The sequence below is a fragment of the Sphaerisporangium flaviroseum genome, assembly GCF_039537005.1.
Lineage (GTDB): Bacteria > Actinomycetota > Actinomycetes > Streptosporangiales > Streptosporangiaceae > Sphaerisporangium > Sphaerisporangium flaviroseum.
In genome coordinates this window covers 56,850-80,370 of sequence record NZ_BAAAZR010000012.1, presented here as the reverse complement: position 1 = coordinate 80,370, position 23,521 = coordinate 56,850, and the positions used below count along the sequence as shown (strand labels likewise).

Here is a 23,521-nt window from a genome sequence, read left to right as displayed (position 1 = left end):
GCCCTCACTCCCCACGTTTCTAGTAGTAGCTGTTCACGTCGCTGTTGTCGTGTGCCTGAGGCGTCGTCAGGGTGTTACGGTTCCGGCCGTGGTTCATGATCGAAGTCAGGTCGTTGTGGGCCAAGCTCAGGCCATGACCCAGTTCGTGGACGAACACGCTGGTCACGAAGTTGGAGAAGTTGGACGCGTCCCCGCTGATGGTGCGGGAGTTCAGCTTGATCTGGAAGTAACTGCCGTACGAGCTGTAGAGCCCGTACCAGGTGTCGCTGTAGGACGTCGCGACGACCGAGGACGATGAGCCCGACGACTTCGAGATGTAGGCGGGGGTCGGGGTCGCATTCCAGTTGGACAGCGACCGATCCATGGGACCTTGCCAGCTGCTGTTGTAACTGTAGGGACGGATGGTGAAGTTCGGCTGCGTCATGCCCGCCCCGTACCAGTGGGCGGCGGCAGGCGTGGCACCCACGACCGCGACGAGAATCGCCGCGATTGCGATGGCCAGAGAACGCGGCACTCGCCGTCTTGCGGTCTTCCAGAACGCCTTGGGTCGTCCCACGGAATCAGCTCCCGTTCGCCTCGATGAATTGAGCGCTTGGCACGTCAGCTACCGCTGTCGGCCCCGTGCCGATGATCACTCGCGCCTAACACCGATGATCGCAAACCGGGAAAAGAAATCAAGACCATCGCAGGTCCTGATTTTTCCTAATAGTTTCCTCGCTGTCCCCTCTGCAGGTCACGCACATGGCCAGCATCCACTCAACGTTCCACTTCGCGCAGGTGCCTACCGACGTGGTTCGGGCGCGGGGGATGAAGTCCAACGGCGCGGCCGCTCGTTGGTGGGCTCCCACGGGATGACCAGGGTCCAGGAGCACACGGGCAGCACCGGCAGCGTTTCGGCGGTGAAGGTGTCCCAGGAGTTCTCCACGCTGGTCGCCTGCTTGGCCATCAGCGCACGGCTGTAACGCTTCACCTGGTAGATGTCGTAGCCGTCCGGCGCCGTCACCTCACCGGCTCGAATGGTCATTCCGCTCCCTGGGGACTCGAAGGGAACCTCCGGTCACGGCCCGGGGCCTGGCGCGAGGGCCCCTCGTCCTGGGACCTCAGCAGCCGGAACGCGCCCTTGGAGAAGGCCACCAGCACGTCCAGGGTCTCCTCGACATCGGTGTAGCGCCCCTCGATGTGGCCGAGGGCCAGGGTGTTGGTCAGCGCGTTGATCCCTTCCGCGACCATCTCCAGCCGGCGCCGGGAGCGCTCGTCCCCGGCGGTGTAGCCCAGAGCGGCGAGGTCGGCGGCCAGGTGGTCGCGGTAGGCGGTGGCGGTCTCGGTGGCCAGCTCCTGGAGCGGGGAGGAGGGGTCGTGCCGGGCGCGCAGCTGGATGCGGAGCAACTCGGGATGGCGGCTGATGGCCTCCAGCGGGATGCGGAAGGTCTCGCGGTGCCGTTCGAGGTCGCTGGGCGCCTCTCGCGCCCTGCGGCGGGCCTCGCGCATGGACCCGAGCAGCTGCCGCGCGCAGTGCTCCGCGAGCGCGCGGAGCAGATCCTGCTTGTCCTTGAAATGGACGTAGAAGCTGGACTGCGCGATGCCGGCCCGCCGGGCGATCTTCACCGTGGTCAGGCCCGCCTCGCCCTCCTCGTCGAGGATCGCCATGGCGGCCCGGATCAGCTTGCGCCGGGTCAGGTCCTTGGCCTCGCTCCTGGTCAGCGGTGTGCTCGTCACGGTTCCCCCCATTCCTCGCTCCCCGGCTAACAGTACGGCCGGGACTCCGGCACACAATCGCCCTCAGCCTCTTGTGCGATTTTTCACCGATAGTACTATCGGTGAAATCACTCTCGGGGGGACTGAGAGAAGGTGCGGATGAAACGCTGCACGATCTTGCTGGTCTCGATGGCCCTGACGGCGCTGGTCGCCTGCAGCGGGCCGCGACCTGTCGCCGAGCCCGAGGCCACGTCCTCCGGATCGGTCTCGCCCACGTCCGGCGGACGCCTCGTCTACGGGCTCAGCGCCGACGCCGCCGGCTTCAACCCCGTGACCGACCAGTTCGCCTCGCAGAGTTACAGCATGGTCAGCACCATGGTGGAACCGCTGGTCAGCGTGGGCGCCGACGGCGTATGGAAGCCCTATTTGGCACAGTCCCTGAAACCGAACCAGAACGCCGACGAGTGGACCATCACCGTCCGGTCCGGGATCACCTTCTCCGACGGCACGCCGCTGACCGGCGAGGTGGTCAAGGCCAACCTGGAGGCGCAGAAGGCCTCACCGCTCACCAGTTCGGTGTTCGGCCCGGTCGAGTCCTTCGAGCTCGCGGGCCCGTCGGCGGTGAAGGTGAAGCTCCGCCAGCCCTGGGTGGCCTTCCCCTACTACCTGGCCACGCAGATCGGCATGATCGTCGCGTCCGCCTCGCTGGCCGATCCCAAGGCCGCCAGCCGGACCCCGATCGGCACCGGCGCGTTCACGCTCAAGCAGTACGTGCCCGACAGCCGCATGGTCGTGACCCGCAACGCGAACTACTGGCGCAAGGGCCTGCCGTACCTCGACGAGATCGAGTTCCGGATCCTGCCCGACAGCCAGACCAGGGCGCAGACCCTGGAGTCCGGCGGCGTCGACGCGATCGCCACCACCCGCGACGAGGACGTCGTGAAGTTCGGCGCCCTGAAGGACACCTACACGGTGCACCGCGCCCGGGGCATGGCGGTGCCCGAGTACATGTTCATGCTCAACACCGCGGTCGCCCCCCTGGACGACGTGCGCGTGCGTCGTGCCCTCGCCTACGCCACCGACCGCAAGGCCGTCATCGCCACCCTGCGCTCCGGCCTGACCGAGGAGGCCGACGGACCCTGGTCGAAGGACTCCCCGTGGTACGCCCCCGGCGGCGACTACCCGGGCTACGACCTGGCCAAGGCCACCAGCCTGGTGAAGGAGGTCGAGGCGGAGAAGGGGCCGATCTCGTTCGAGCTGCTGTCCACCCCCGACCCCAACACCATGCAGGGCGTCGAGCTCGCCCAGGACATGTGGCGCAAGGCCGGGATCGACGTGACGATCAAACAGGCCGACCAGGCCGATCTGATCAACCGGGCCGTCCTCGGCAACTACAAGGCCACCGTCTGGACGCAGTTCTCCGCGGCCGACCCCGACGGCGAGTACATCTGGCTGCACCAGAGCTACGCCCAGCCCGTCGGCTCCGTCGCGCTCAACTTCAGCCGCATCAAGGACGCGCAGCTCAGCAGCGCCCTGGACAGCGGGCGCAGCAACCCCCAGCCCGACGTGCGCAAGAAGGACTACGCGACCGTGCAGCAGAGGCTGCGCGAGCTCGTGCCGTTCGTGTTCATCGACCACCTCAACGTCGGCGCCGTCATCGCCACCGGCAAGGTCCGCGGCATCGGCGAGACGGTCCTGCCCGACGGCGACAAGGCTCTGCCGCTGACCGGGTCGCCCGTGCCCTACCACCCGTTCTCCCAGATCTGGGTCAGCCAGCGGTGATCCTGCACCGGCTGGTCCGGCTCGCGGTGGTGCTGCTCGTGGTGACGTTCCTGTCCTACGTCCTGCTCAACCTGCTCCCCGGCGATCCGACCACGCAGATCCTCGGCCTGTCGGCCACCGAGGAGGCCCGCGCTCAGCTCCGCCAGGAGCTCGGCCTGGACCAGCCGCTGCTGATCCGGTACGCGGCCTGGCTCGGCGACCTGCTCACCGGCGACTTCGGCACCTCGTACATCACCCGGCTGCCGGTCGCCGAGGAGCTGGCCGAACGGCTGCCGGTCACGCTGGAGCTGCTGGTCGTGGCCCAGGCCGTCGCGCTCGGCCTGGCGATCCCGGTCGGCGTCGCCGCGGCCCGCCGTGCCGGGCGGGCGCTGGACCAGGTGCTCACCGCGGTGAGCTTCGCGCTGCTGTCCACCCCGGTGTTCGTGCTGGGCGTGCTGCTGATCCTGGTCTTCGCCGTCACCTGGCGGCTGCTGCCCGCCACCGGGTGGACACCGCTGTCGGTCGACGTCGGCTGGAACCTCACCTCGGTGCTGCTGCCCGCCGTGACGCTCGGCTGCGGGCAGCTGGCCGTCTACGCGCGGCTGCTGCGCACCGACCTGATCGCCACCCTCCAGGAGGACTACATCACCCTGGCCCGTGCCCGCGGCCTGTCGCCGCGGCGCATCCTGTGGCGGCACGCCCTGCGGCCGTCCGCCATCTCGCTGGTCACCGCCGTCGGGCTCAACCTGGGCGCGCTCATCGGCGGCACCGTGATCATCGAGACGCTGTTCGGGCTGCCCGGCGTCGGGCGGCTGATCGTGGACTCCATCTTCTCCCGTGACTACCTGACCGTGCAGGGGAGCGTCGTGCTGATCTCCGTCGGTTACGTCCTGGTCAACTTCGCGGTGGATCTGGTGTACGCCGCCGTCGACCCCCGGATCCGGCGTGCGTAGGCGCCTGGGCCCGGTCTTCTGGATCGCGGCGGCGTGGATCACCCTGGTCCTGGCCGCCGCCGTCCTGGCCGACCTGCTGCCGCTGCCGCGCTTCGACGAAACCCTGGCCGGCCCGCCACAGGCCGGGCCGAGCGGCGCGCATCCCTTCGGCACCGACGGCCTCGGCCGCGACGTGTTCAGCAGGGTCGTGTACGGAGCCCGCGTCTCGCTCGGCGTCGGCATCGGAGCCGTCCTGCTCGGCCTGCTCATCGGGGCGCCTCTCGGCATCGTCGCCGGATACCGCAGGCGTGCCGCCGACGCGTTGATCATGGCGGTCACCGACATCGCGCTCGCCTTCCCCGCGCTGGTCTTCGCCCTCGCGGTGGTCGCCTTCGCCGGGGCGAGCCTGCGCAACGTGCTGCTCGTCCTCGGAGTGCTCGGCGTGCCCGCGTGGACGCGGCTGATCCGCGGGGCGACGCTGTCGGTCGCCCAGCGCGAGTTCGTCCTCGCGGCCCGCGCGCTCGGCGCGCGGGAGCGGCGGATCCTGTGGCGCGAGATCGTGCCCAACGTGACCGTGCCCGCCGCGTCCTACGCGTTCATCGGGATGGCGATCGCCGTCGTGGCCGAGGGCAGCCTGGCCTTCCTCGGCCTGTCCGTCCAGGCCCCCACCCCGACGTGGGGCGGGCTCATCAACGAGGGCCGCACCGTCATGGACAACGCGCCGCACGTCGTCCTGGCGCCCTCGATCGTGATGTTCCTGACGGTGCTGTCCTTCAACGTGGTCGGCGACCGGCTGCGGGCGCTCACCGACGTCCGGGAGAGCGGCCTGGAGCCGGTACGCCAGGTCACCGCCGCGCCGCTGCCCGCGGCCACGCACGCCATCAAGGCCGGCCTGCTCCAGGTGGAGGACCTGCGCACCCACTTCGTCGTCGGACGCGGCACCGTCAAGGCCGTCGACGGGGTGTCGCTCACCCTGGAACGCGGCCGCACCCTGGCGGTCGTGGGCGAGTCGGGCTCGGGCAAGTCCATGCTCATCCGCTCCATCCTCGGCCTGCTCCCCGGAGGAGACGTCGTCCGCGGCGGCAAGGTCTACCTGGAGGGCGAGGACCTGACGGCCTTCACCCCCGAGCAGATGCGGCAGGTTCTCGGCCCCCGCCTCGCCACCGTCTTCCAGGATCCGATGACCGCGCTCAACCCGGTCCGGTCCATCGGCACACAGGTGGCCGAGCCGCTCCAGGTGCACCGGGGGATGAGCCGGAGGCAGGCCCTGGCGGAGGCCGTACGACTCCTCGCCTCGGTGGGCATCCCCGACCCCGAGCGGATGCTGCGCCGCTACCCCCACCAGCTGTCCGGCGGCATGCGCCAGCGCGTCACCATCGCGATGGCCCTGTCGTGCGGGCCGGACGTGCTGTTCGCCGACGAGCCCACCACCGCCCTGGACGTCACCATCCAGGACCAGGTGCTGCGCCTGGTGCACCGGCTGCGCGGCGAGCGGGACATGGCGGTCCTGCTGGTCAGCCATGACCTGTCGGTGGTGGCGGAGTGGGCCGACGAGGTCATCGTGATGTACGCGGGCAAGGTCGTGGAGCGCGGGCCGACGGCCGAGGTGCTCGAACGGGCCCGCATGCCGTACACCGAGGCGCTGCTGCAGGCGGTGCCCAAGCTGACCGACCCGGCCCACCACCGGCTCCGCGTCATCACCGGCCGGCCGCCCGACCTGGCGGCGCTGCCCGGTGGCTGCGCCTTCCATCCCCGGTGCCCCTACGCGGGCGACCGGTGCGCCGTCGAGGAGCCGCCGCTGGTCGCCGGCTCCGCGGACCACCTGTACGCCTGCTGGCACCCGCGCGGCGCCGAGGCGACGATCATCGAGGGAGCCGAGACACGTGGCAGGTAGCGGCAGCGCGCATCTCCGGCCCGCCGACCAGGTCGTGCTCCGTGTGCAGGACCTGGTGGTCGAGTTCCCGGCCGGAGGCGGGCGCCACGTGCGCGCGGTGTCCGGCGTCGGTTTCGACGTGGCCAGGGGAGAGACCCTGGGCATCGTGGGGGAGTCCGGCTGCGGCAAGTCCAGCACCGCCCGGGCCCTCATGCAGCTCCCCCCGCCGCGCGCCGGATCGGTACGGCTGGACGGGGTCGAGCTGACGGCTCTGCGCGGGGAGGAACTGCGCCGCACCCGCCGCCGGCTGCAGATGATCTTCCAGGACCCGATCTCGTCGCTGAACCCCCGGCGGCGGGTCCGCGACATCGTCGCCGAGGGGACGCGCGTCTGGGGCCTGGGCGCCGGGCGGGTGGACGAGATGCTGGAGGCCGTCGGCCTCGACCCGGCGACCGCGGCCGTCCGGCGCCCGCACGAGTTCTCGGGCGGCCAGTGCCAGCGCATCTCCATCGCCCGCGCGCTGGTCCCCGAGCCCGAGGTGGTGATCTGCGACGAGCCGGTGTCGGCGCTGGACGTGTCGGTGCAGGCGCAGATCCTCGGGCTGCTGGAGGACCTCAAGGAGCGCTACCGGCTGACGCTCGTCTTCATCGCCCACGACCTGGCCGTGGTCAAGAACATCAGCGACCGCATCCTGGTGATGTACCTGGGCAAGGTGTGCGAGCTGGCGCCCGGCTCGGCCCTGGTCGAGCGCCCCGCCCACCCGTACACCCGGGCGCTGCTCGCCGCCATCCCGCGCAGCGGGCTGAACCTGCCTCCCGCCGACCGGCTCATCAGCGGCGAGCCGCCCTCGCCCGTCACCCCGCCCAGCGGCTGCCGCTTCCGCACCCGCTGTCCGAAGGCGGCCGCTCGCTGCGCCGCCGAGGAGCCGGTGATGCGCCCGCTGGGCGGGGACCGCTGGGTGGCCTGCCACTTCGCCGAGGAGTCGGACGGCCGGGCCTGGGGGGACGGAGGCCAGGTCACCCCGACAGGCACGTAAGATACTCCGAAAAAGGTACAGGCGGTGTGTTCGATGGTGGCTTTGGCGGCGCGGCGGGGGCGGATCCTTCGGTTCGACGAGGTTCGCGGTTATGGATTCATCAAGCCCGATGACGGCGGCGAGGACGTGTTCCTGCATGCGAACGCCTTCGTCGGAGACAAGGGCCTGCTCGCGGCGGGAATGCTCGTCGAGTTCGAGGTCACCGAGGGGGAGCGAGGGCTCAAGGCCCTCGCCGTCCACGCCGTGGACGGCCCGCCCGCCCACGCCTCGCCGGTGGCCGAGTCCCGGCCCGCGGCCTCGTCGTCCGGCGGCCCGTACGACGACGGCATGTGCGACGTGCTGGCTCCGGCCGACTACCTGCAGGAGCTCACCGAGGCGCTCCTCGAGGCCGAGCCCACGCTGACGGCGGCGCAGATCGTCCGCGTGCGCCGGCGCCTGCTGACGATCGCCCAGCACCACGGGTGGACCGAGGGCTGATCGCCCGCGCCGGCTTACGCTTCCGTGTCCTTGACGTAGTCGCGCAGGTGCTGGGCGGTGAGGGAGTCGCCGTGGGCCACCAGGTCCGCGGGGGTGCCGGTGAAGACCACCCGGCCGCCGTCCTGCCCGGCGCCGGGGCCGAGGTCGATGATCCAGTCGGCATGGGCCATCACCGCCTGGTGGTGCTCGATGACGATGACCGTGTTGCCGTCGTCCACCAGCCGGTCGAGCAGCGCGAGGAGCTGGTCGACGTCGGCGAGGTGCAGGCCGGTGGTGGGCTCGTCCAGCACGTAGGTCGTGACCTTCTCCGCCATGTGGATGGCCAGCTTGAGCCGCTGCCGTTCGCCGCCGGACAGGGTGGTGAGCGGCTGGCCCAGGCCGATGTAGCCGAGGCCCACGTCGGCGAGCCGGTTCAGGATGGCTCGCGCCGGGCCGGAGGCGAAGAAGTCGCGGGCCTCGGTCACCGACATGGCGAGGACCTCGCTGATGTCCTTGTCCCGCAGCTTGTGGGTGAGCACCTCGGGGGTGAACCGCTTGCCCTCGCACTGCTCGCAGACGGACGCCACTCCGGCCATCATGGCGAGGTCGGTGTAGACCAGGCCGATGCCCTTGCAGTTCGGGCAGGCCCCCTCGGAGTTGGCGCTGAACAGGGCGGCCTTGACCCCGTTCGCCTTGGCGAAGGCGGTGCGGATCGGGTCGAGCAGCCCGGTGTAGGTCGCCGGATTGCTGCGGCGGGACCCGCGGATCGCGGACTGGTCGACCACGATCACACCGTCCCGGCGGGGGAGCGAGCCGTGGATCAGCGAGCTCTTGCCCGATCCGGCCACACCGGTGACCACGGTCAGCACCCCGAGCGGGATGTCGACGCTCACGTCCTTAAGGTTGTGCAGGTTCGCGCCCCTGATCGCCAGCTGCCCGGCGGGCCGCCGTACCTGGTCGCGCAGGCGGGCCCGGTGGTCCAGGTGGCGCCCGGTCAGGGACCCGGAGCGGCGGAGCCCGGCCAGGTCGCCGGCGTAGCAGACCTGCCCGCCCGCCGCGCCCGCTCCCGGGCCCAGGTCGACGACGTGGTCGGCGATCTCGATGGTCTCGGGCTTGTGCTCGACGACCAGGACCGTGTTGCCCTTGTCGCGCAGCCGCAGCAGCAGGCCGTTCATCCGCTGGATGTCGTGCGGGTGCAGCCCGACCGTGGGCTCGTCGAAGACGTAGGTGACGTCGGTCAGGCTGGAGCCCAGGTGCCGGACCATCTTCACCCGCTGGGCCTCGCCCCCGGACAGGGTGCTGGACTCACGGTCCAGGCTCAGGTAGCCGAGGCCGATCTCGACCAGCGAGTCGAGCGTGTCGTGCAGGGCGCCGAGCATCGGCCCCACCGACTCGTCCTTGATGCCCCCGATGAACTCGGCCAGGTCGCTGATCTGCATGGCCGAGCACTGGGCGATGTTGAGGCCCTCGATCGTGCAGGACAGGGCGGCCGGGTTGAGCCGGGTGCCGCCGCAGCCGCCGCAGGCGGTGAACGTCACGGCCCTTTCGACGAACGCCCGGATGTGGGGCTGCATCGACTCCAGGTCCTTGCCGAGGTAGCTCCGCTGCACCTTGACCAGCAGGCCTTCGTAGGTGATGTTGTGCGTGCCCAGCTTGATCTTGGTGGCGGGTTTGCGCAGGAAGTCCTCCCACTGGGCGGGGGTGAAGTCCTTCAGCTTGACGTCGGGGTCGAAGAAGCCCGAACCGGCCATGGTCTGCCAGTACCACGAGCCCACGGTGAAGTTGGGGACGGTGATGGCCCCTTCGTTGAGGGAGAGCTCCACGTCCACCAGCTCGTCGACGTCGATCGCCGACACCCGGCCAAGGCCCTGGCACTCCTGGCACATGCCCTCGGCCAGGTTGAAGCTGAAGGCCGATGAGGTGCCGATGTGGGGGGTGCCGAGCCGGCTGAAGATGATCCGCAGCATCGTGTGGGCGTCGGTCGCGGTGCCGACGGTCGAGCGGGAGTTGGTGCCCATCCGCTCCTGGTCGACGACGATCGCCGCGCTCAGGTTGCGCAGGGCGTCGACGTCGGGGCGGCCGAGGCTCGGCATGAACGACTGGATGAAGGCCGTGTAGGTCTCGTTGATCAGGCGCTGCGACTCGGCGGCGATGGTGCCGAAGACCAGGGAGGACTTCCCGGACCCCGAGACCCCGGTGAAGACGGTGAGCCGGCGCTTGGGGATGTCCAGCGAGATGTCGGCCAGGTTGTTCTCCCTGGCACCGCGGACCTCGATCACATCGTGGCTGTCCGCGGCGGCCGGCTCGCCGGCCCCCAGGGGACCCTCGGCGACGCGGACGGCGGGGAGCGGGGGCGGCGTACTGGGCACCGGGCTCTCTCCTGATACTTTAGCGTGTAAAGAGATGGCCTGAGACAAGTTACTTTATGCCATAAGGAGTTGCAAATGGTCGTCTTCGCCGGGCAGGGCGACGCACGCCGTTCCATGGCCCTGCTGTGGCGTACCCCCGGGTCCGGCGGGGCGCGGTCCGGTCCTGGACCCAAACCCGGGCTGACCGTCGACGAGATAGTCGACGCGGCCATCGCCGTCGCCGACGCGGAGGGCATGGCGGCGCTGTCCATGCGTGCGGTCGGCGAGCGGCTCGGGCGTACGGCCATGGCCCTCTACACCTACGTCCCCAGCAAGAGCGAACTGGTCGACCTGATGTACGACCGGGCCCTGGCCGAGATGCCCACCGCATACGACCTCGGGGCGGGCTGGCGTGCGGCCGTGACGGCCTGGGCCGAGGACGGCTGGTCGTTCTACCTGCGGCATCCTTGGGTGCTGCAGGTGTCGCAGGCACGGCCGGTGCTGGGACCCAACGAGTACGTCTCGCTGGAGACGACGCTGCGGATCCTGCGCGCCACCGGGCTGGAGGCGGGGGTCCTGCGGCGCCTGGTGGGCGCGCTGGTGCACTTCGTACGCGGCGCGGCGCGGACGATCGCGGAGACACGGCAGGCCCCGGCGGCGACCGGGGTGTCCGACGAGGAGTGGTGGTACGCCCGGTCGGCCCTGCTGCTGGAGGTGGTGCCCGACTTCACCGAACGGTTCCCGATGGTGGCCTGGCTCGGCGCCGAGGCGCAGGACCAGCCCGGGGACGCATCCGTGCCCTATCTGGAGCGGGAGGCGAAGGCGACGTTCAAGGTCGGCCTCACCGTCCTGCTCGACGGCATCGAGGCCATCATAGGCAGATCCGGGCACCTCGCCGGGCCCACCCGCCCTCTCGGGCCGCCAGGGGGATAGCGCGCCGGGGGCCACCACCTTCGAGGGTTCGGCCCGGCGCCCGTTCGATTTAGCGATGCTAAGGTGTCAACCGATGGCTGAGGAGAAGCGGCCCGGCCTGAGCCGGCAGACGATGGTCGAGACGGCGCTGCGGCTGCTCGACGAGGTGGGGCTCGAAGGGCTCACGGTGCGCCGGCTCGCCACCGAGCTGGGAGTCCGGTCGCCGGCGCTCTACTGGCATATCCGCACCAAGCAGGAGCTGCTCGACGGGATGGCCGACGAGATCGTCCTGGCCGCCGGGATGGGCCCGCCTCGTGACGGCGAGTCCTGGCAGGACTGGCTCGCCCGCCGCGCCCGCGCCTATCACGCGTCGCTGCTCGCCCACCGCGACGGCGCCCGCATCGTCGCCAACGCCCAGACGCTGAGCGTGGCGACCGTCAAGAGGTTCGACGAGGAGCTGACCGCCATGGTCGGCCGAGGGTTCACCCCGGTCCTGGCCCTGCGTACGATCATGGCGCTCACCCGCTACGTCAACGGCTTCGCCCTCCAGCAGCAGACCGGGCGGGCCCAGCAGACCGTCGCGCCATCCGCCCGGCTGGCGGAGCTGACCGAGCTGCTGGAAGGCGGCATTTCGGCCACCCTTCTCGAGGCGATCCGCGACGGTGGCGACCCGCTGGGGGAGGACGCTTTCGAACACGGGCTGCGCGTGCTGATCGACGGCACGGCCGCGGCCCTTGCCCCGCCACCGCCCTAGCCCGCGGCGCGGTCCGCCACCGGGCGTCGTCGTCCCGCGGTGCCGGTCAGCGCCGGGGGCCGCAGGGCCCGGCGTCGTACCGCCGGATGGCTTGACCAATGTGTCCCACAGTAGTCTTGTCGGATTGTTCAACGAAATTTACTGTAAGGGAGACAACTTCGCGAGCGCCACGAATCCCCTTGGAGGGCCCATGTCCCTGCGTGCCACGCTTGGCGCCATCGCCGCGGTGGTCACCGTGATCACCGTGCTCATCATGGCGATCGGCGTGTTCGGAGGCTATGAGAGCACCAACGGCGGAGAGGTGGCGGTCGTCCGTGACGGCGGGCCCTTCGACGACAATCTGGTCCGCCAGGTGATCGATCCAGCCTCCAGCCTGACCTGGACCGGCTTATGGTCCGAGGTCCACAGGTACCCCGCCCAGCAGCGCTTCTACACCATCACCGCCGACCCCAAGCGCAGCACCCTGCTCGGGGTGGACGTGGTGAGCGTGCCCAGCAGCGACGGCGTCACCATGGGCATCGAGGGCACGCTGTACTTCACGCTCAACCTCGACCACCAGACCCTGAAGCTGTTCGACGACAAGTTCGGCACCCGGCGGTTCCGCGGCCAGGACAACGAGATGCGCTATCCCTACGAGGGAGAGGAAGGCTGGGCCGGGTTCTTCGGGCAGGCGATACGACCGGTGGTGGACAACGCGCTGCGCAGCCAGATCGGCGTGTTCCGCTGCGCCGAGTTGGTCTCCTCCTGCGCGTTCGTGGAGAACGGCGCGGCGCAGAAGGCGGTGCGGCTCTCACCCCAGGACAACAACGCCACTCTCACCAAGGTCCAGAACGCCGTCAACAGCACGCTCGACCGCGACCTCCGCGAGATGCTGGGGGCGAACTTCCTGACCGATCTGCGCTTCAACCTGGTCAAGGTCACGCTTCCGGCGCAGGTCCAGTCGTCGGTCGACAAGGCGCAGGCGGCCTTCGCCGGGGTGGCCGAGGCACAGGCGTCCGTCGCGCAGGCGCGCGCGCAGGCCGAGGCGAACAAGGCGAGACAGGACGGCTACAACCGCTGCACCACCTGCGCCGAGATCGAGAAGCTCAAGGCGCTGCCGCAGGGCATCACGGTGTACGCGCCGGGCAACACCGGCGGCGTCGCCGTCCCCGCGAAGTAGCACCGTGCTCATGCCACACGGTGTCCCCGCGAAGTGGCACTCGTGCTGATGCCACGCGGTCGGTGGCGATCCTCTTGTGGAGGTCGCAGTCTAAGGGGCGTCTTCTAGAGGGCGCGGTCCTGATGGGAGTCCGGCCAATAGGCTTGACAGGTGGCGCGGCTGGATGGACGGTAAAGGGACTTCCCGTCTGACTACGTAGTCAGGCAGAAGGAGGTGGGATGCCCGAAGCCAGGCGCCGCGCGCCCCGGAGCACCGATGTCGCCCGGCTGGCGAGTGTGTCCCAGAAGACGGTCTCTCGCGTGCTGAACGACGAGCCGTACGTGAGCGACGAGGTCCGCGAGCGGGTGCTGGCGGCGGCGCGCGAGCTCGGATACCGGCGCAACACCGCCGCCAGGGCGCTCCATCTGGGCCGGTTCCACCGCATCGGCGTCGTCTCGCTCGGCAGCTCGCTGTACGGTCCGTCCTCCCTGCTGATCGCCTTGGAGCGGAGAGCCAGGGAGATCGGATACGCCTTCAGCGTCGTCAACACCCTCGAAGGCGAGGAAGGCGGTGTGCAGAAGGCCATCGAATCCCTGCTGGAGCAGGGGGTGGACGGCATTGTGCTGTCCGAGCCGATCGACGAGGGCCAGGTGCTGCGGATCGACCCGGACGTGCCTGTGCTGAGCTTCGGTGCGCTGCCCGGCCTCGACGGCCCCCGGGTGGTGATCACCGGCGCGTCCGGGGTGGGCATGGGCAGGCAGGCCACCGAGCACCTGCTCGACCTGGGTCATGCCACCGTCTGGCACGTCGCCGGGCCGGAGCGGTGGTTCACCTCGCGCGACCGCGCGCACGGTTGGCGAGAGGCGCTGGCCACCGCGGGGATCGGTGCGCCGCCCCCGCTGGTCGGCGACTGGTCTCCGGCGTCCGGGTACGTGGCGGGCCGCGTCCTTGCCGCGAACCCGGAGGCCACGGCCGTGTTCGTGGCCAACGACGACATGGCGATCGGTGTGCTGCGCGCCCTGGCCGAGGCCGGGCGAGCGGTGCCAGAACGGTTCAGTGTGGTCGGGGTGGACGACATTCCATCCGCGGCCTACCTGTCACCACCCTTGACCACGGTCCGCCAGGACTTCCGTGAGGTCGCCGCGTACGGACTGGACCTGCTGGTCGGGCAGATAGAGAACGAGCCCGGGTCGGCGTTCCACGCCGACCTGCCCGCGCATCTCGTAGTACGCCGGTCAACCGCACCCCCCAAGGAGTAGACATGACAACGCCGCGAACACGGTGGGTCGCCGGAGCGGCCGCCGCCACGCTCTTCCTCGCCGGCTGCGCGGGAGGCGGTAGCGGTACGGCGACCCAGCAGCCCACGAGCAGGCCGTCCTCGGTCGGCCAGGCCGACATCGACAAGGCCATGCGGACGCCCACCGAGCTCACGTTCTGGACCTGGGTTCCGGACATCGAGAAGGAGGTGGCGCTGTTCGAGAAGAAGTACCCCGCCATCAATGTCAACGTGGTCAACGCCGGACAGGGTGAGCCGCAGTACACCAAGCTGCGTACCGCGCTGAAGGCCGGCAGCGGCGCGCCGGACGTCGTCCAGATCGAGTTCCAGTACATCCCCACCTTCACCATCACCGGCAGCCTGCTCGACCTGCGCCCGTACGGCGCCGAGGCGCTGCAGGACAGGTTCGCCGAGTGGACCTGGGGACAGGTACGGGGCAAGAACGGCGAGGTGTGGGCGGTCCCGCAGGACACCGGGCCGATGGGCATGCTGTATCGCAAGGACATCTTCGACAAGCACGGCATCGAGCCGCCCAAGACCTGGGAGGAGTTCGCGGCAGCGGCCCGCAAGCTGCACGCCGCCGACCCCGGCGTCTACCTGACGAACCTCGCCTCCAACCAGAACGGCGCGTGGATGGGGCTGCTGTGGCAGGCCGGCGGCAAACCCTTCCAGATGGCGGCGGCCGACCAGATCCGTGTGAGCGCTAACGATCAGGTCGCCAAGAAGCTCGGAACCTACTGGGGCGGGCTGGTCAAGGAGGGTGTCGTCTCGACCGATCCCGATTTCACCGACCAGTGGTACCAGGCGCTCAACAAGGGCAAGTACGCCACCTGGCTGACGGCCGCGTGGGGACCGGTGTTCCTGTCGGCCAGCGCCAAGGCCACCAGCGGCAAGTGGCGGGCCGCGCCCCTGCCCCAGTGGACGGCAGGGGAGAACAAGGCCGGGAACTGGGGCGGTTCCACCAGCGCGGTCATCAAGACCACCAAGAACCCGATCGCCGCGGCCAAGTTCGCCGAGTTCCTCAACACCGATCCCGACTCGACGAAGATGATGGCGACCGAGCAGTTCCTGTTCCCGCCGGCCAAGGCGCTGCTGTCGGACAAGTCGTTCGTCGATCGGAAGCCCGAATTCTACGGAGGGCAGGCCGTCAACCAGGTCTTCGCCGAGATCAGCGACACCGTCGCCAAGGACTTCACCTGGCCGCCGTTCCTGGACCAGACGGTCAACGACTGGGACGAGACCGTGGGCAAGGCACTCGCGGACAAGGGCGACGTCCCGGCCGCGCTCGATCAGTGGCAGCAGCGGATCACCTCCTACGCCGAAAGCCAGGGCTTCAAGGTCGCGCGGTGAACCGCCACAGAGCCCGCGTCGGCTACCTCTTCGTGGCGCCGTTCCTGCTCGTCTTCGTCGCCATGCTGGTCGTGCCGCTGGCCTACGCCGGCTACCTCAGCCTGTTCAGGGAGCAGCTGATCGGCGGCACCACGTTCGTCGGCCTGGAGAACTATGCGCGGGCGCTGAGCGACGAGCGGCTGCTCGGCGGTGTGCTGCGGGTGGGGGAGTTCTTCCTCATCCAGGTCCCGCTCATGCTGCTGCTCGGGCTGTTCTTCGCGCTCGCGCTGGACAGCGGCATGCTGTGGCTGTCGCGGTTCATCCGGCTGGGCATCTTCGTCCCGTACGCGGTGCCCAGCGTGGTGGCCGCGCTGATGTGGGGCTACCTGTACGGCCCCGAGTTCGGCCCGATCGCCCAGCTCGCCGAGACGCTCGGCCTGCCCGCCCCGAACCTGCTCGGGGGGAGCCTGATGCTCGGCTCCCTGGCGAACATCGTCACCTGGGAGTTCGCCGGCTACAACATGATCATCCTGTACGCCGCGCTGCGCGCCATCCCGTCGGAGCTGTACGAGGCCGCGGCCGTGGACGGCGCCGGAGCCTGGCGGACCGCGTGGAACGTGAAGATCCCCGCACTGCGGCCCGCCCTGCTCATGGCGCTCATCTTCTCGGTCATCGGCAGCTTTCAGCTCTTCAACGAGCCGCAGCTGATGCAGCGCCTGGCGCCGAACGTCATCGACAGCGCCTACACGCCCAACCTGTACGCCTACTCGCTGGCCTTCACCAGCCAGGACGTGAACTACGCGGCGGCCGTGTCGTTCCTGCTCGGCGTGGTCATCGTCGCGGTGTCGTACACCGTCCAACTCGCCGCCAACCGCAGGAGGACGCCATGACCACCACAGCGACGGCGCCGGTCACGGCGGTGGCCCGCGCCGAGGGCCGTGGCATCGCCGGCCATCGGCGCAGTCCGGCGCTCACCCTCGGGATGCTGGCGTTCCTCATCTATTTCCTGCTGCCGTTGTTCTGGCTGGTCGTAGCCTCGACGAAGACCATGGGCGATCTGTTCGCGAGCTTCGGGCTCTGGTTCGCCGACGACTTCTCACTCCCGGACAACCTGCGGCGCGTCTTCACCGTCCAGGACGGCATGTACGGGCGGTGGCTGCTCAACACGGCGATCTACGCGGTGGTGAGCGCCGGTGGTGCGGCGGTGCTGGCGGCGCTGGGCGGCTACGGGTTCGCCAAGTTCGGCTTCCGCGGCAACAAGGCGCTGTTCGGCCTGGTGCTGGGCGCGATCATGGTGCCGAGCACGGCGCTGGCCATCCCGACGTACCTGATCTTCGCGAAGATCGGGCTGGTCAACACGCCCTGGGCGATCATCCTGCCTTCGCTGGTGAACCCGTTCGGCCTCTACCTCATGCGGATCTACGCTGAGGACGCGGTACCCGACAGCCTCCTGGAGGCGGCGCGCATCGACGGCGCCGGTGAGTTCCGCATCTTCCGCCAGGTGGTGCTGCGGCTGCTCGCGCCCGGCTTCGTCACCGTGCTGCTGTTCACCCTCGTCGCCACCTGGAACAACTACTTCCTGCCCCTGATCATGCTCAACGACCCGTCGCTGTATCCGGTCACGGTCGGACTGGCCAACTGGGCCGCGCAGGCCACGGTGGCGGGCGGCAGCGGCGACGTCGTTCCCCTCGTCGTCACCGGCTCACTACTGTCGATCATTCCGCTGGTCGCGGCCTTCCTGATGCTGCAGCGCTACTGGCAGGGCGGGCTCGCCACCGGAGGGGTCAAACAATGAGAGGAACGCCTGTGCCGCGTGTGCTCTTCGGCGCCGCCTACTACCCCGAATACCATCCAGACGACCTGCTGAAGACCGATCTGGACCTGATGGCCGAGGCCCGCTTCTCGGTGATCAGGGTCGGCGAGTCCGTCTGGTCCACCTGGGAGCCGGAGAACGGCCGCTTCGACCTCGACTGGCTCCAGCCGGCCCTGGACGGCGCGCACGAGCGTGGCATCTCGGTCATCCTGGGCACGCCGACGTACGCGGTGCCGCCGTGGCTGGCCCGGCAGTATCCGGAGATCGCCGGAGAGCGCGCCCCCGGGCAGCGCATCGGGTGGGGTGGCCGTCAGGAGATGGACTTCACGCACCCTGCTTACCGCTTCCACGCCGAGCGGATCATCCGGCGCGTCGTCGAGCGGTACGCCGGCCACCCGGCGGTCATCGGCTTCCAGGCCGACAACGAACCCGGCCCCGAGCTGCTGCACAACCACGGCGTCTTCCAGCGGTTCGTCGACTACCTGCGCGGCCGCTACGGTGAGGTGGAGACGCTGAACCGGGAATGGGGCCTGGTCTACTGGTCCCACCGGCTGTCGACCTGGGCCGACCTGTGGACCCCCGACGGCAACAAGCAACCCCAGTACGAGCAGGCCTGGCGCCGTTTCCAGGCCGAGCAGGTCACCGAGTTCATCGCCTGGCAGGCCGGCATCGTCCGGGAGTACGCGCGCCCCGAGCAGTTCGTCACCACGTGCATCTCCTACGAGCGGCCGGGGGTGGATGACGAGGAGCTGACCCGGCGGCTCGACGTCACCGCGGGCAACCCGTACTACGCCATGCAGGAAGGCCTGGCGCTGCCCGCGCCGCCGAACTCGCCCCAGCACTGGACCACACACGACACCTGGGCGCTCTACCTCAGCGCCGACCGGATGTACTCCTCCCGGCAGGCACCGTTCCTGGTCACCGAGACCAACGCCCAGGCCATCGGCCCGTCCTGGGTCAACCAGCCCGCCTTCGCCGGGCAGTGGCGGCAGGCCGCGTGGGCGATGGTGTCGCGGGGCGCTTCGATGATCGAGTACTGGCAGTGGCGCACGCTGGTCTCCGGCACCGAGACGTACTGGGGCGGCGTGCTGCCGCACAGCGGGCGGTCCGGCCGTACGTACCGCGAGATCGCCCGCATCGGCGGCGAGCTGGAGAGGGCAGGCGAGCTGGTCACCGGCCTCACCCCCGACGCCGACGTGGCGATGCTGTACTCCACGCCCAGCAAGTGGGCGCTGGCGGCCCAGCCCCCGCTGGCACAGCCGGACGGCGGGCCCGATCAGCGGTCCTACCAGGGCATCGTCGACCCGTTCTACCGCGGTGCGTTCGATACCGGACTTCAGACCCGGGTCCTGCACGTCGGCCAGGCCGTGGCCGAGGACCCGGCCACGCTGGCGGCGCGCCACCCCGTGCTCGTCGCCGCCGCGCTGTACGTCGCCGAGGACGCCACCTTGGAGTGGCTGCGAGGGTACGCGGCCGCCGGCGGTCATCTGGTCCTCGGGCCGCGCAGCTGCTACGCCGACCACGAGGCGCGCGCCCGCCGCCAGGTCCAGCCCGCCGGGCTCGCCGGCGCCGCGGGGGCCTGGTACGACGAGTTCAGCAACGTGGCCACCGACATACCCGTCCACACGCCATCCGGCGGCTCACCGCTGGAGTTGCCATCGGAGGCGGCCGGCACCCGCTGGGTGGACGGTGTACAGGCGGACGGCGCGGAGGCGCTGGCCGTCTACCGGCACCCGCACTTCGGCCGGTTCGCGGCGGTCACCACCCGCTCCCACGGAAAGGGCCGGATCACCTACGTCGGCACCGTCCCGAACGCGGCCCTGGCGCAAGCCCTGTTCCGGTGGCTCGTCCCCGATGCCGGCGCATGGACGGCCTTGCCGGTGGGTGTCACCTCGACGGGCGCGACGGCCGTGGACGGGCAACGGCTGCGTTTCCTGCACAACTGGACGTGGGAGGCCGCGACGGTACAGGTGCCGGTCGCGGTGCGCGACGTGCTCGACGCCGGCGACCACGCCGCCGGCGAGGCACTGACCCTCGGCCCATGGGACGTGCGTGTCCTTCTGGAGGCACCGTAGGAAGGCCCGCAAGCCACTGATGACGATGGAGGAAGTCACTCATGGTGGGTGTACTGCTAGTACATCCCACTTGCCCGGGGCTCGTCGTAGGGTCGTGTCATGGACAACCGGTCCGAAGTGCACCATTCCTCACCTCGCGGCGAGCGGGTCGGTCTGCCCGTCGCCGGTCAGCGTCGCGTCCCCGGGCTGCGGCGGGCCCGGTCGCACGCCGGCGCCGCCCCCAGCACCGCCGGAAGGACGCTTTGATGACGTCACCCGCCGCCCCCGTGGCAGCCGCGCCCGATCCCTCGATCCGGCGGAACCGCACCGCGGACGCCACGGTCACCCTTCTCGCGGACGGGGTGCCGCTGGCGGGGCAGGAGGTGGTCGTCGCGCAGCGGAACCACGCGTTCCTCTTCGGCTGCACCGGGTTCGAGTTCATCCCCCTGGCCAACGGCGAGCTGTCGGCCGAGGCGACGGCCGGGCAGACGGAAGCGCCGGGCGGGTCCCCGGCGGCCGCGGCCGAACATCTGGCCGGCCTGTGGTCCGGCCTGTTCAACTTCGCGACGCTGCCCTTCTACTGGGGTGGTTTCGAGCCGGTCCGCGGCCGGCCGGACACCGAGCGGCTGCGCAGGACGGCGCGGTGGTTCGTCGACCAGGGATGCGTGGTCAAGGGCCATCCACTGGCTTGGCACACCGTGACCGCGGACTGGCTGATGGAGCTGCCGAACGCCGACATCGCCCGCGCGCAGGTGGCTCGCATCCAGCGCGAGACGACCGGCTTCGCCGGGCTGATCGACATGTGGGACGTCATCAACGAAGTCGTGATCATGCCGATCTTCGACAAGTACGACAACGGCATCACCCGCCTCTGCCGTGAGATGGGCCGCATCCCGATGGTCAGGATGGTCTTCCAGGCGGCGCGTGAGGCCAACCCGCACGCCACGCTGCTGCTCAACGACTTCGACATGTCGGCCGCCTACGAGTGCCTGATCGAAGGGGTGCTGGAGGCGGGCATAGAGATCGACGCGCTGGGGTTGCAGAGCCACATGCACCAGGGCTACTGGGGCGAGGAGGAGACCCTCGGCGTCATCGACCGCTTCTCGCGCTACGGGCTGCCCATCCACTTCACCGAGACCACCATCGTCTCCGGCGACCTCATGCCGAAGGAGATCGTGGACCTGAACGACTTTCAGGTGCCGGAGTGGCCGACGACGCCCGAAGGCGAGGCCCGCCAGGCCGACGAGGTCGTCCGCCACTACAAGACGCTGCTCTCGCACCCGTCCGTGCAGGCGATGACCTACTGGGGGCTCACCGACGGCGGCTGGCTGGGCGCGCCCGGAGGGTTCGTCCGCGTCGACGGCACCCCGAAGCCCTCCTACGACGCGCTGCACTCGCTCATCAAGGGAGAATGGTGGCTGGCCCCCACGACGATGGTCACCGACGCCGAGGGCCGGGTGCGGTTCGACGGCTTCCTCGGCCAGTACGAGGTGACGGCCGCGGGACGGACGGCGACGTTCGGACTGGGCGAGACGGGCGAGGTGACCGCCACGGTGGACCTTCGACGGGACCGATGACGGCGGGCCGCCGGTCTTTCCGTGACGGTGGTCACCAGTCTTTGTGCTGTTCCTCGAGTACGAGATCAGGCGGGCTTTTGGGAGCTTTGATCCCCTACCGCCCGAGTGCTCGGAAGGTTTACCGTCCAAGGCATGATTCGGGTGTTCCTGGTGGATGACCATGAGGTCGTACGGCGTGGCGTCGCGGCGCTGCTGGAGGCCGAGGACGACATCGAGGTGGTGGGCGAGGCGGGGACCGCCGATTCGGCGGTGGCGCGCATCCCGGCGCTGAAGCCGGATGTGGCGGTGCTGGACGTGCGGCTCCCCGACGGCAGTGGCGTGGACGTCTGCCGGGAGGTCCGCTCGCGCATGCCCGGGCTGGCGTGCCTGATGCTGACCTCCTACGCCGACGAGGAGGCGTTGTTCAACGCGGTGATGGCCGGTGCGGCGGGGTACGTGCTCAAGCAGATCCACGGGTCGGACCTGGTAGGCGCGGTGCGGACGGTCGCGGCCGGGCAGTCGCTGCTGGATCCGGTGACCACAGCCACCATGCTGCAGCGGCTACGCGAGCGGGCCGGGCACAAGGATCCGCTGGCCGCCCTCACCGATCAGGAGCGGCACATCCTGGAGTTGATCGGCGAGGGGATGACCAACCGCCAGATCGGCGACCGGTTGTACCTGGCCGAGAAGACCGTCAAGAACTACGTGTCGAACCTGCTGGGCAAGCTCAACATGCAGCGGCGGACGCAGGTGGCGGCTCTGGCTGCCCGGCTGAAGGCCGACCGGCCTGACGGGGGGAACCAGGCGGAGGGCGGAACGGGGAGTTGACCACCGCGCCCGGACGCGGCCTGGCGTGCGCCCGATGCCCCCCGATGCGAAACTCCCGGTATGACGGTAAACGAGCCGCGTTCGCTGGCCCCGCAGATGCGGCTGGATGAGCTGCTGTCGGAGTTGCAGGTGCGGCTGGAGGCGGTGCTGGCCACTCGAGACCGGGTGCACGGGCTGCTGGACGCGGTGATCCTGGTCGGCAGTGACCTGGCCCTGGAAACGGTGCTGCACCGGATCGTGGAGACCGCGGCGACTCTGGTGGACGCCAGCTACGGCGCGCTGGGGGTGATCGGCGAGGAGAACACCCTGGTGCAGTTCGTGCCGGTGGGGCTGAGCGAGGAGGAGATCGCCCGCATCGAGCACTGGCCGCATGGCCTGGGCCTGCTCGGGCTGCTGATCAAGGAGCCGCAGACGCTGCGGCTGGCCCACATCTCCCAGCACTCGGAGTCCTACGGTTTCCCGCCGGGGCATCCGCCGATGGGCAGCTTCCTGGGCGTGCCGGTCCGGGTGCGCGAGGAGGTGTTCGGCAACCTCTACCTCACCGAGAAGCGCGGGGGAGGGGAGTTCGACGACGAGGACGAGGCGATCGTGGTCGCCCTGGCCACGGCGGCCGGCGTCGCGATCGAGAACGCCCGGTTGTACGAGGAGACCCGGCGTCGTGAGAGCTGGCTGCAGGCCTCCTCGGAGATCACCACCCGCCTGCTGTCGGGGGCCGAGCCCCAGGAGGTGCTGGCCTTGATGGCACGCCGGGCCGGGGAGATGGGGGGCGCCGATGTGGTCGCGCTCCTGCTGCCGGACGAGCAGCCGGGAACCTTGCGCCTGGTGCTGGAGGACGGCCAGGAAGAGAAGCGGTACACCTCCGAGGAGGTCACCGGTTCGCTGGCCGGGCGCGCCCTGGTGAGCGGCGAGCCGCTCATGGTCGACAGCCCCGCGGAGAGTGATGTCCTGATCGCGTTCGCGCAGTCGGTTCCGGTGGGCCCGGTGGCCGCGGTGCCGTTCGGCGCTCCCGGCGCCGTCCGCGGTGTGCTGTCGCTGGGAAAGCGGCCGGGACGCATGCCCTACAGCCAATCCGACCTGCGCACCCTGCATGCCTTCGCCGGGCAGGCGGCCGTCGCCCTTGAGCTTGCCGAGACCCGCAAGGACGCCGAGCGGCTGGGGCTTCTGGAGGATCGTGATCGCATCGCCAAGGATCTGCACGATGTGGTGATCCAGCGCCTGTTCGCGGTGGCGATGACGCTGATGAGCGCGGTGCGTCTGGTGGAGCGGCCCGAGGCCTCCTCCCGGCTGCAGAGCGCGATCGACGAGCTGGATGGCACCATCCGGCAGATCCGCTCGACGATCTTCGCCCTCCAGACCCCACACGAGGCCGGGCCGAGCCTGCGCGCCCAGATCGTGGAGGTGGTGGAGGCCGCCCGCGGCCACCTGGGGTTCATGCCGGGGCTGAGCATGGAGGGTCAGCTGGACAACGCCGTGCCGGGGGAGATCGCCGAGCACCTGCTGGCGGTGCTGCGGGAGGCGCTGTCCAACGTGGTCCGTCACGCCAGGGCCTCCCGGGCCGAGGTGACGGCCCGTACCCAGGAGGGGTGGCTCACGCTGGTGGTGGAGGACAACGGGGCGGGGGTCCCCGACGGCGGGCGGCGCAGCGGCCTGCGCAACCTCCAAGAGCGCGCGGATGGGCTGGGCGGCTCGTTCGGCCTCGGCTCTCCCGCGTCCGGGGGCACCCGCCTGGAGTGGCGCGTGCCGATCGGCTGACACCGGCG

Annotated in this window: 20 protein-coding genes; 16 read left to right on the top strand and 4 right to left on the bottom strand. The window is 70.0% G+C overall.

Annotated features, from left to right (window positions below):
• Positions 1-19: 19 nt before the first annotated feature.
• The 3 genes from ABD810_RS22715 to ABD810_RS22705 form a co-directional block, all read right to left on the bottom strand.
• Positions 20-514 carry a zinc metalloprotease gene (locus ABD810_RS22715; protein ID WP_344943818.1) on the bottom strand — a complete coding sequence of 165 codons (495 nt, stop codon included), beginning with the start codon at positions 512-514 and terminating at the stop codon, positions 20-22.
• 267 nt (positions 515-781) lie between these two features.
• Entirely contained in the window at positions 782-1,024 is a 243-nt protein-coding gene (locus ABD810_RS22710) for a hypothetical protein (RefSeq protein ID WP_344943816.1), read from the bottom strand.
• The gene (locus ABD810_RS22705) at positions 1,021-1,716 is read right to left on the bottom strand and encodes a TetR/AcrR family transcriptional regulator (RefSeq protein WP_344943813.1); all 696 of its coding nucleotides are present in this window, start codon (positions 1,714-1,716) and stop codon (positions 1,021-1,023) included. Before ABD810_RS22705 ends, ABD810_RS22710 begins: the two co-directional genes overlap by 4 nt.
• A 138-nt stretch (positions 1,717-1,854) precedes the next feature.
• Between ABD810_RS22705 and ABD810_RS22700 the strand changes: the two genes are divergently transcribed.
• From ABD810_RS22700 to ABD810_RS22680, 5 genes are read left to right on the top strand one after another with little or no spacing between them, the layout of a single operon-like run.
• Positions 1,855-3,477: an ABC transporter substrate-binding protein gene (locus ABD810_RS22700; RefSeq protein WP_344943810.1), complete on the top strand. Its 1,623-nt coding sequence runs from the start codon at positions 1,855-1,857 to the stop codon at positions 3,475-3,477.
• On the top strand, positions 3,474-4,409 hold the full coding sequence (locus ABD810_RS22695; RefSeq protein ID WP_344943808.1) for an ABC transporter permease: 936 nt from the start codon (positions 3,474-3,476) through the stop codon (positions 4,407-4,409). The genes ABD810_RS22700 and ABD810_RS22695 overlap by 4 nt, the downstream gene beginning before the upstream one ends.
• Complete coding sequence (locus ABD810_RS22690) at positions 4,402-6,282, top strand: dipeptide/oligopeptide/nickel ABC transporter permease/ATP-binding protein (RefSeq protein WP_344943805.1); 1,881 nt, start codon at positions 4,402-4,404, stop codon at positions 6,280-6,282. Before ABD810_RS22695 ends, ABD810_RS22690 begins: the two co-directional genes overlap by 8 nt.
• A complete protein-coding gene (locus ABD810_RS22685) occupies positions 6,272-7,297 on the top strand; it encodes an ABC transporter ATP-binding protein (protein WP_344943802.1) in 1,026 nt (341 codons plus the stop codon). Before ABD810_RS22690 ends, ABD810_RS22685 begins: the two co-directional genes overlap by 11 nt.
• A 33-nt stretch (positions 7,298-7,330) precedes the next feature.
• On the top strand, positions 7,331-7,774 hold the full coding sequence (locus tag ABD810_RS22680; RefSeq protein WP_344943799.1) for a cold-shock protein: 444 nt from the start codon (positions 7,331-7,333) through the stop codon (positions 7,772-7,774).
• Between the two features lie 14 nt (positions 7,775-7,788).
• Here ABD810_RS22680 and ABD810_RS22675 read toward each other — a convergent pair whose 3' ends face one another.
• On the bottom strand, positions 7,789-10,071 hold the full coding sequence (locus ABD810_RS22675) for an ATP-binding cassette domain-containing protein (RefSeq protein ID WP_344943882.1): 2,283 nt from the start codon (positions 10,069-10,071) through the stop codon (positions 7,789-7,791).
• 126 nt (positions 10,072-10,197) lie between these two features.
• Here ABD810_RS22675 and ABD810_RS22670 point away from each other — a divergent pair, with 126 nt between their 5' ends.
• From ABD810_RS22670 to ABD810_RS22620, 11 genes are all read left to right on the top strand, one after another.
• Entirely contained in the window at positions 10,198-11,034 is an 837-nt protein-coding gene (locus ABD810_RS22670; protein WP_344943796.1) for a TetR/AcrR family transcriptional regulator C-terminal domain-containing protein, read from the top strand.
• A gap of 73 nt (positions 11,035-11,107) precedes the next feature.
• Positions 11,108-11,767, top strand: a complete 660-nt coding sequence (locus ABD810_RS22665; RefSeq protein ID WP_344943794.1) for a TetR/AcrR family transcriptional regulator C-terminal domain-containing protein — start codon at positions 11,108-11,110, stop codon at positions 11,765-11,767.
• Positions 11,768-11,957: 190 nt separating this feature from the next.
• On the top strand, positions 11,958-12,926 hold the full coding sequence (locus ABD810_RS22660; RefSeq protein WP_344943792.1) for an SPFH domain-containing protein: 969 nt from the start codon (positions 11,958-11,960) through the stop codon (positions 12,924-12,926).
• Positions 12,927-13,144: 218 nt separating this feature from the next.
• A complete protein-coding gene (locus ABD810_RS22655; protein ID WP_344943789.1) occupies positions 13,145-14,164 on the top strand; it encodes a LacI family DNA-binding transcriptional regulator in 1,020 nt (339 codons plus the stop codon).
• Positions 14,165-14,166: 2 nt separating this feature from the next.
• Positions 14,167-15,531 carry an ABC transporter substrate-binding protein gene (locus ABD810_RS22650; protein WP_344943786.1) on the top strand — a complete coding sequence of 455 codons (1,365 nt, stop codon included), beginning with the start codon at positions 14,167-14,169 and terminating at the stop codon, positions 15,529-15,531.
• Positions 15,528-16,400 carry a carbohydrate ABC transporter permease gene (locus tag ABD810_RS22645; RefSeq protein ID WP_344943782.1) on the top strand — a complete coding sequence of 291 codons (873 nt, stop codon included), beginning with the start codon at positions 15,528-15,530 and terminating at the stop codon, positions 16,398-16,400. Before ABD810_RS22650 ends, ABD810_RS22645 begins: the two co-directional genes overlap by 4 nt.
• Positions 16,397-17,305 (top strand): carbohydrate ABC transporter permease, encoded by a 909-nt coding sequence (locus ABD810_RS22640; RefSeq protein WP_344943779.1) that lies wholly within the window; start codon positions 16,397-16,399, stop codon positions 17,303-17,305. The genes ABD810_RS22645 and ABD810_RS22640 overlap by 4 nt, the downstream gene beginning before the upstream one ends.
• Before the next feature lie 11 nt (positions 17,306-17,316).
• Complete coding sequence (locus tag ABD810_RS22635) at positions 17,317-19,398, top strand: beta-galactosidase (RefSeq protein WP_344943775.1); 2,082 nt, start codon at positions 17,317-17,319, stop codon at positions 19,396-19,398.
• A 245-nt stretch (positions 19,399-19,643) separates the two neighbouring features.
• Positions 19,644-20,954: an endo-1,4-beta-xylanase gene (locus tag ABD810_RS22630; protein ID WP_344943772.1), complete on the top strand. Its 1,311-nt coding sequence runs from the start codon at positions 19,644-19,646 to the stop codon at positions 20,952-20,954.
• Positions 20,955-21,086: 132 nt separating this feature from the next.
• Entirely contained in the window at positions 21,087-21,761 is a 675-nt protein-coding gene (locus ABD810_RS22625) for a response regulator (protein WP_344943770.1), read from the top strand.
• Between the two features lie 60 nt (positions 21,762-21,821).
• Positions 21,822-23,513: a sensor histidine kinase gene (locus ABD810_RS22620; RefSeq protein ID WP_344943767.1), complete on the top strand. Its 1,692-nt coding sequence runs from the start codon at positions 21,822-21,824 to the stop codon at positions 23,511-23,513.
• Positions 23,514-23,521 lie beyond the last annotated feature (8 nt).

Excerpts from the sequence above, each read along its gene's own strand:
- ABD810_RS22710 (WP_344943816.1), bottom strand. The coding sequence starts at position 1,024 with ATGACCATTCGAGCCGGTGAGGTGACGGCGCCGGACGGCTACGACATC.
- ABD810_RS22700 (WP_344943810.1), top strand. The coding sequence starts at position 1,855 with ATGAAACGCTGCACGATCTTGCTGGTCTCGATGGCCCTGACGGCGCTG.
- ABD810_RS22680 (WP_344943799.1), top strand. The coding sequence starts at position 7,331 with ATGGTGGCTTTGGCGGCGCGGCGGGGGCGGATCCTTCGGTTCGACGAG.
- ABD810_RS22670 (WP_344943796.1), top strand. The coding sequence starts at position 10,198 with ATGGTCGTCTTCGCCGGGCAGGGCGACGCACGCCGTTCCATGGCCCTG.
- ABD810_RS22665 (WP_344943794.1), top strand. The coding sequence starts at position 11,108 with ATGGCTGAGGAGAAGCGGCCCGGCCTGAGCCGGCAGACGATGGTCGAG.
- ABD810_RS22660 (WP_344943792.1), top strand. The coding sequence starts at position 11,958 with ATGTCCCTGCGTGCCACGCTTGGCGCCATCGCCGCGGTGGTCACCGTG.
- ABD810_RS22655 (WP_344943789.1), top strand. The coding sequence starts at position 13,145 with ATGCCCGAAGCCAGGCGCCGCGCGCCCCGGAGCACCGATGTCGCCCGG.
- ABD810_RS22650 (WP_344943786.1), top strand. The coding sequence starts at position 14,167 with ATGACAACGCCGCGAACACGGTGGGTCGCCGGAGCGGCCGCCGCCACG.
- ABD810_RS22640 (WP_344943779.1), top strand. The coding sequence starts at position 16,397 with ATGACCACCACAGCGACGGCGCCGGTCACGGCGGTGGCCCGCGCCGAG.
- ABD810_RS22630 (WP_344943772.1), top strand. The coding sequence starts at position 19,644 with ATGACGTCACCCGCCGCCCCCGTGGCAGCCGCGCCCGATCCCTCGATC.
- ABD810_RS22625 (WP_344943770.1), top strand. The coding sequence starts at position 21,087 with ATGATTCGGGTGTTCCTGGTGGATGACCATGAGGTCGTACGGCGTGGC.
- ABD810_RS22620 (WP_344943767.1), top strand. The coding sequence starts at position 21,822 with ATGACGGTAAACGAGCCGCGTTCGCTGGCCCCGCAGATGCGGCTGGAT.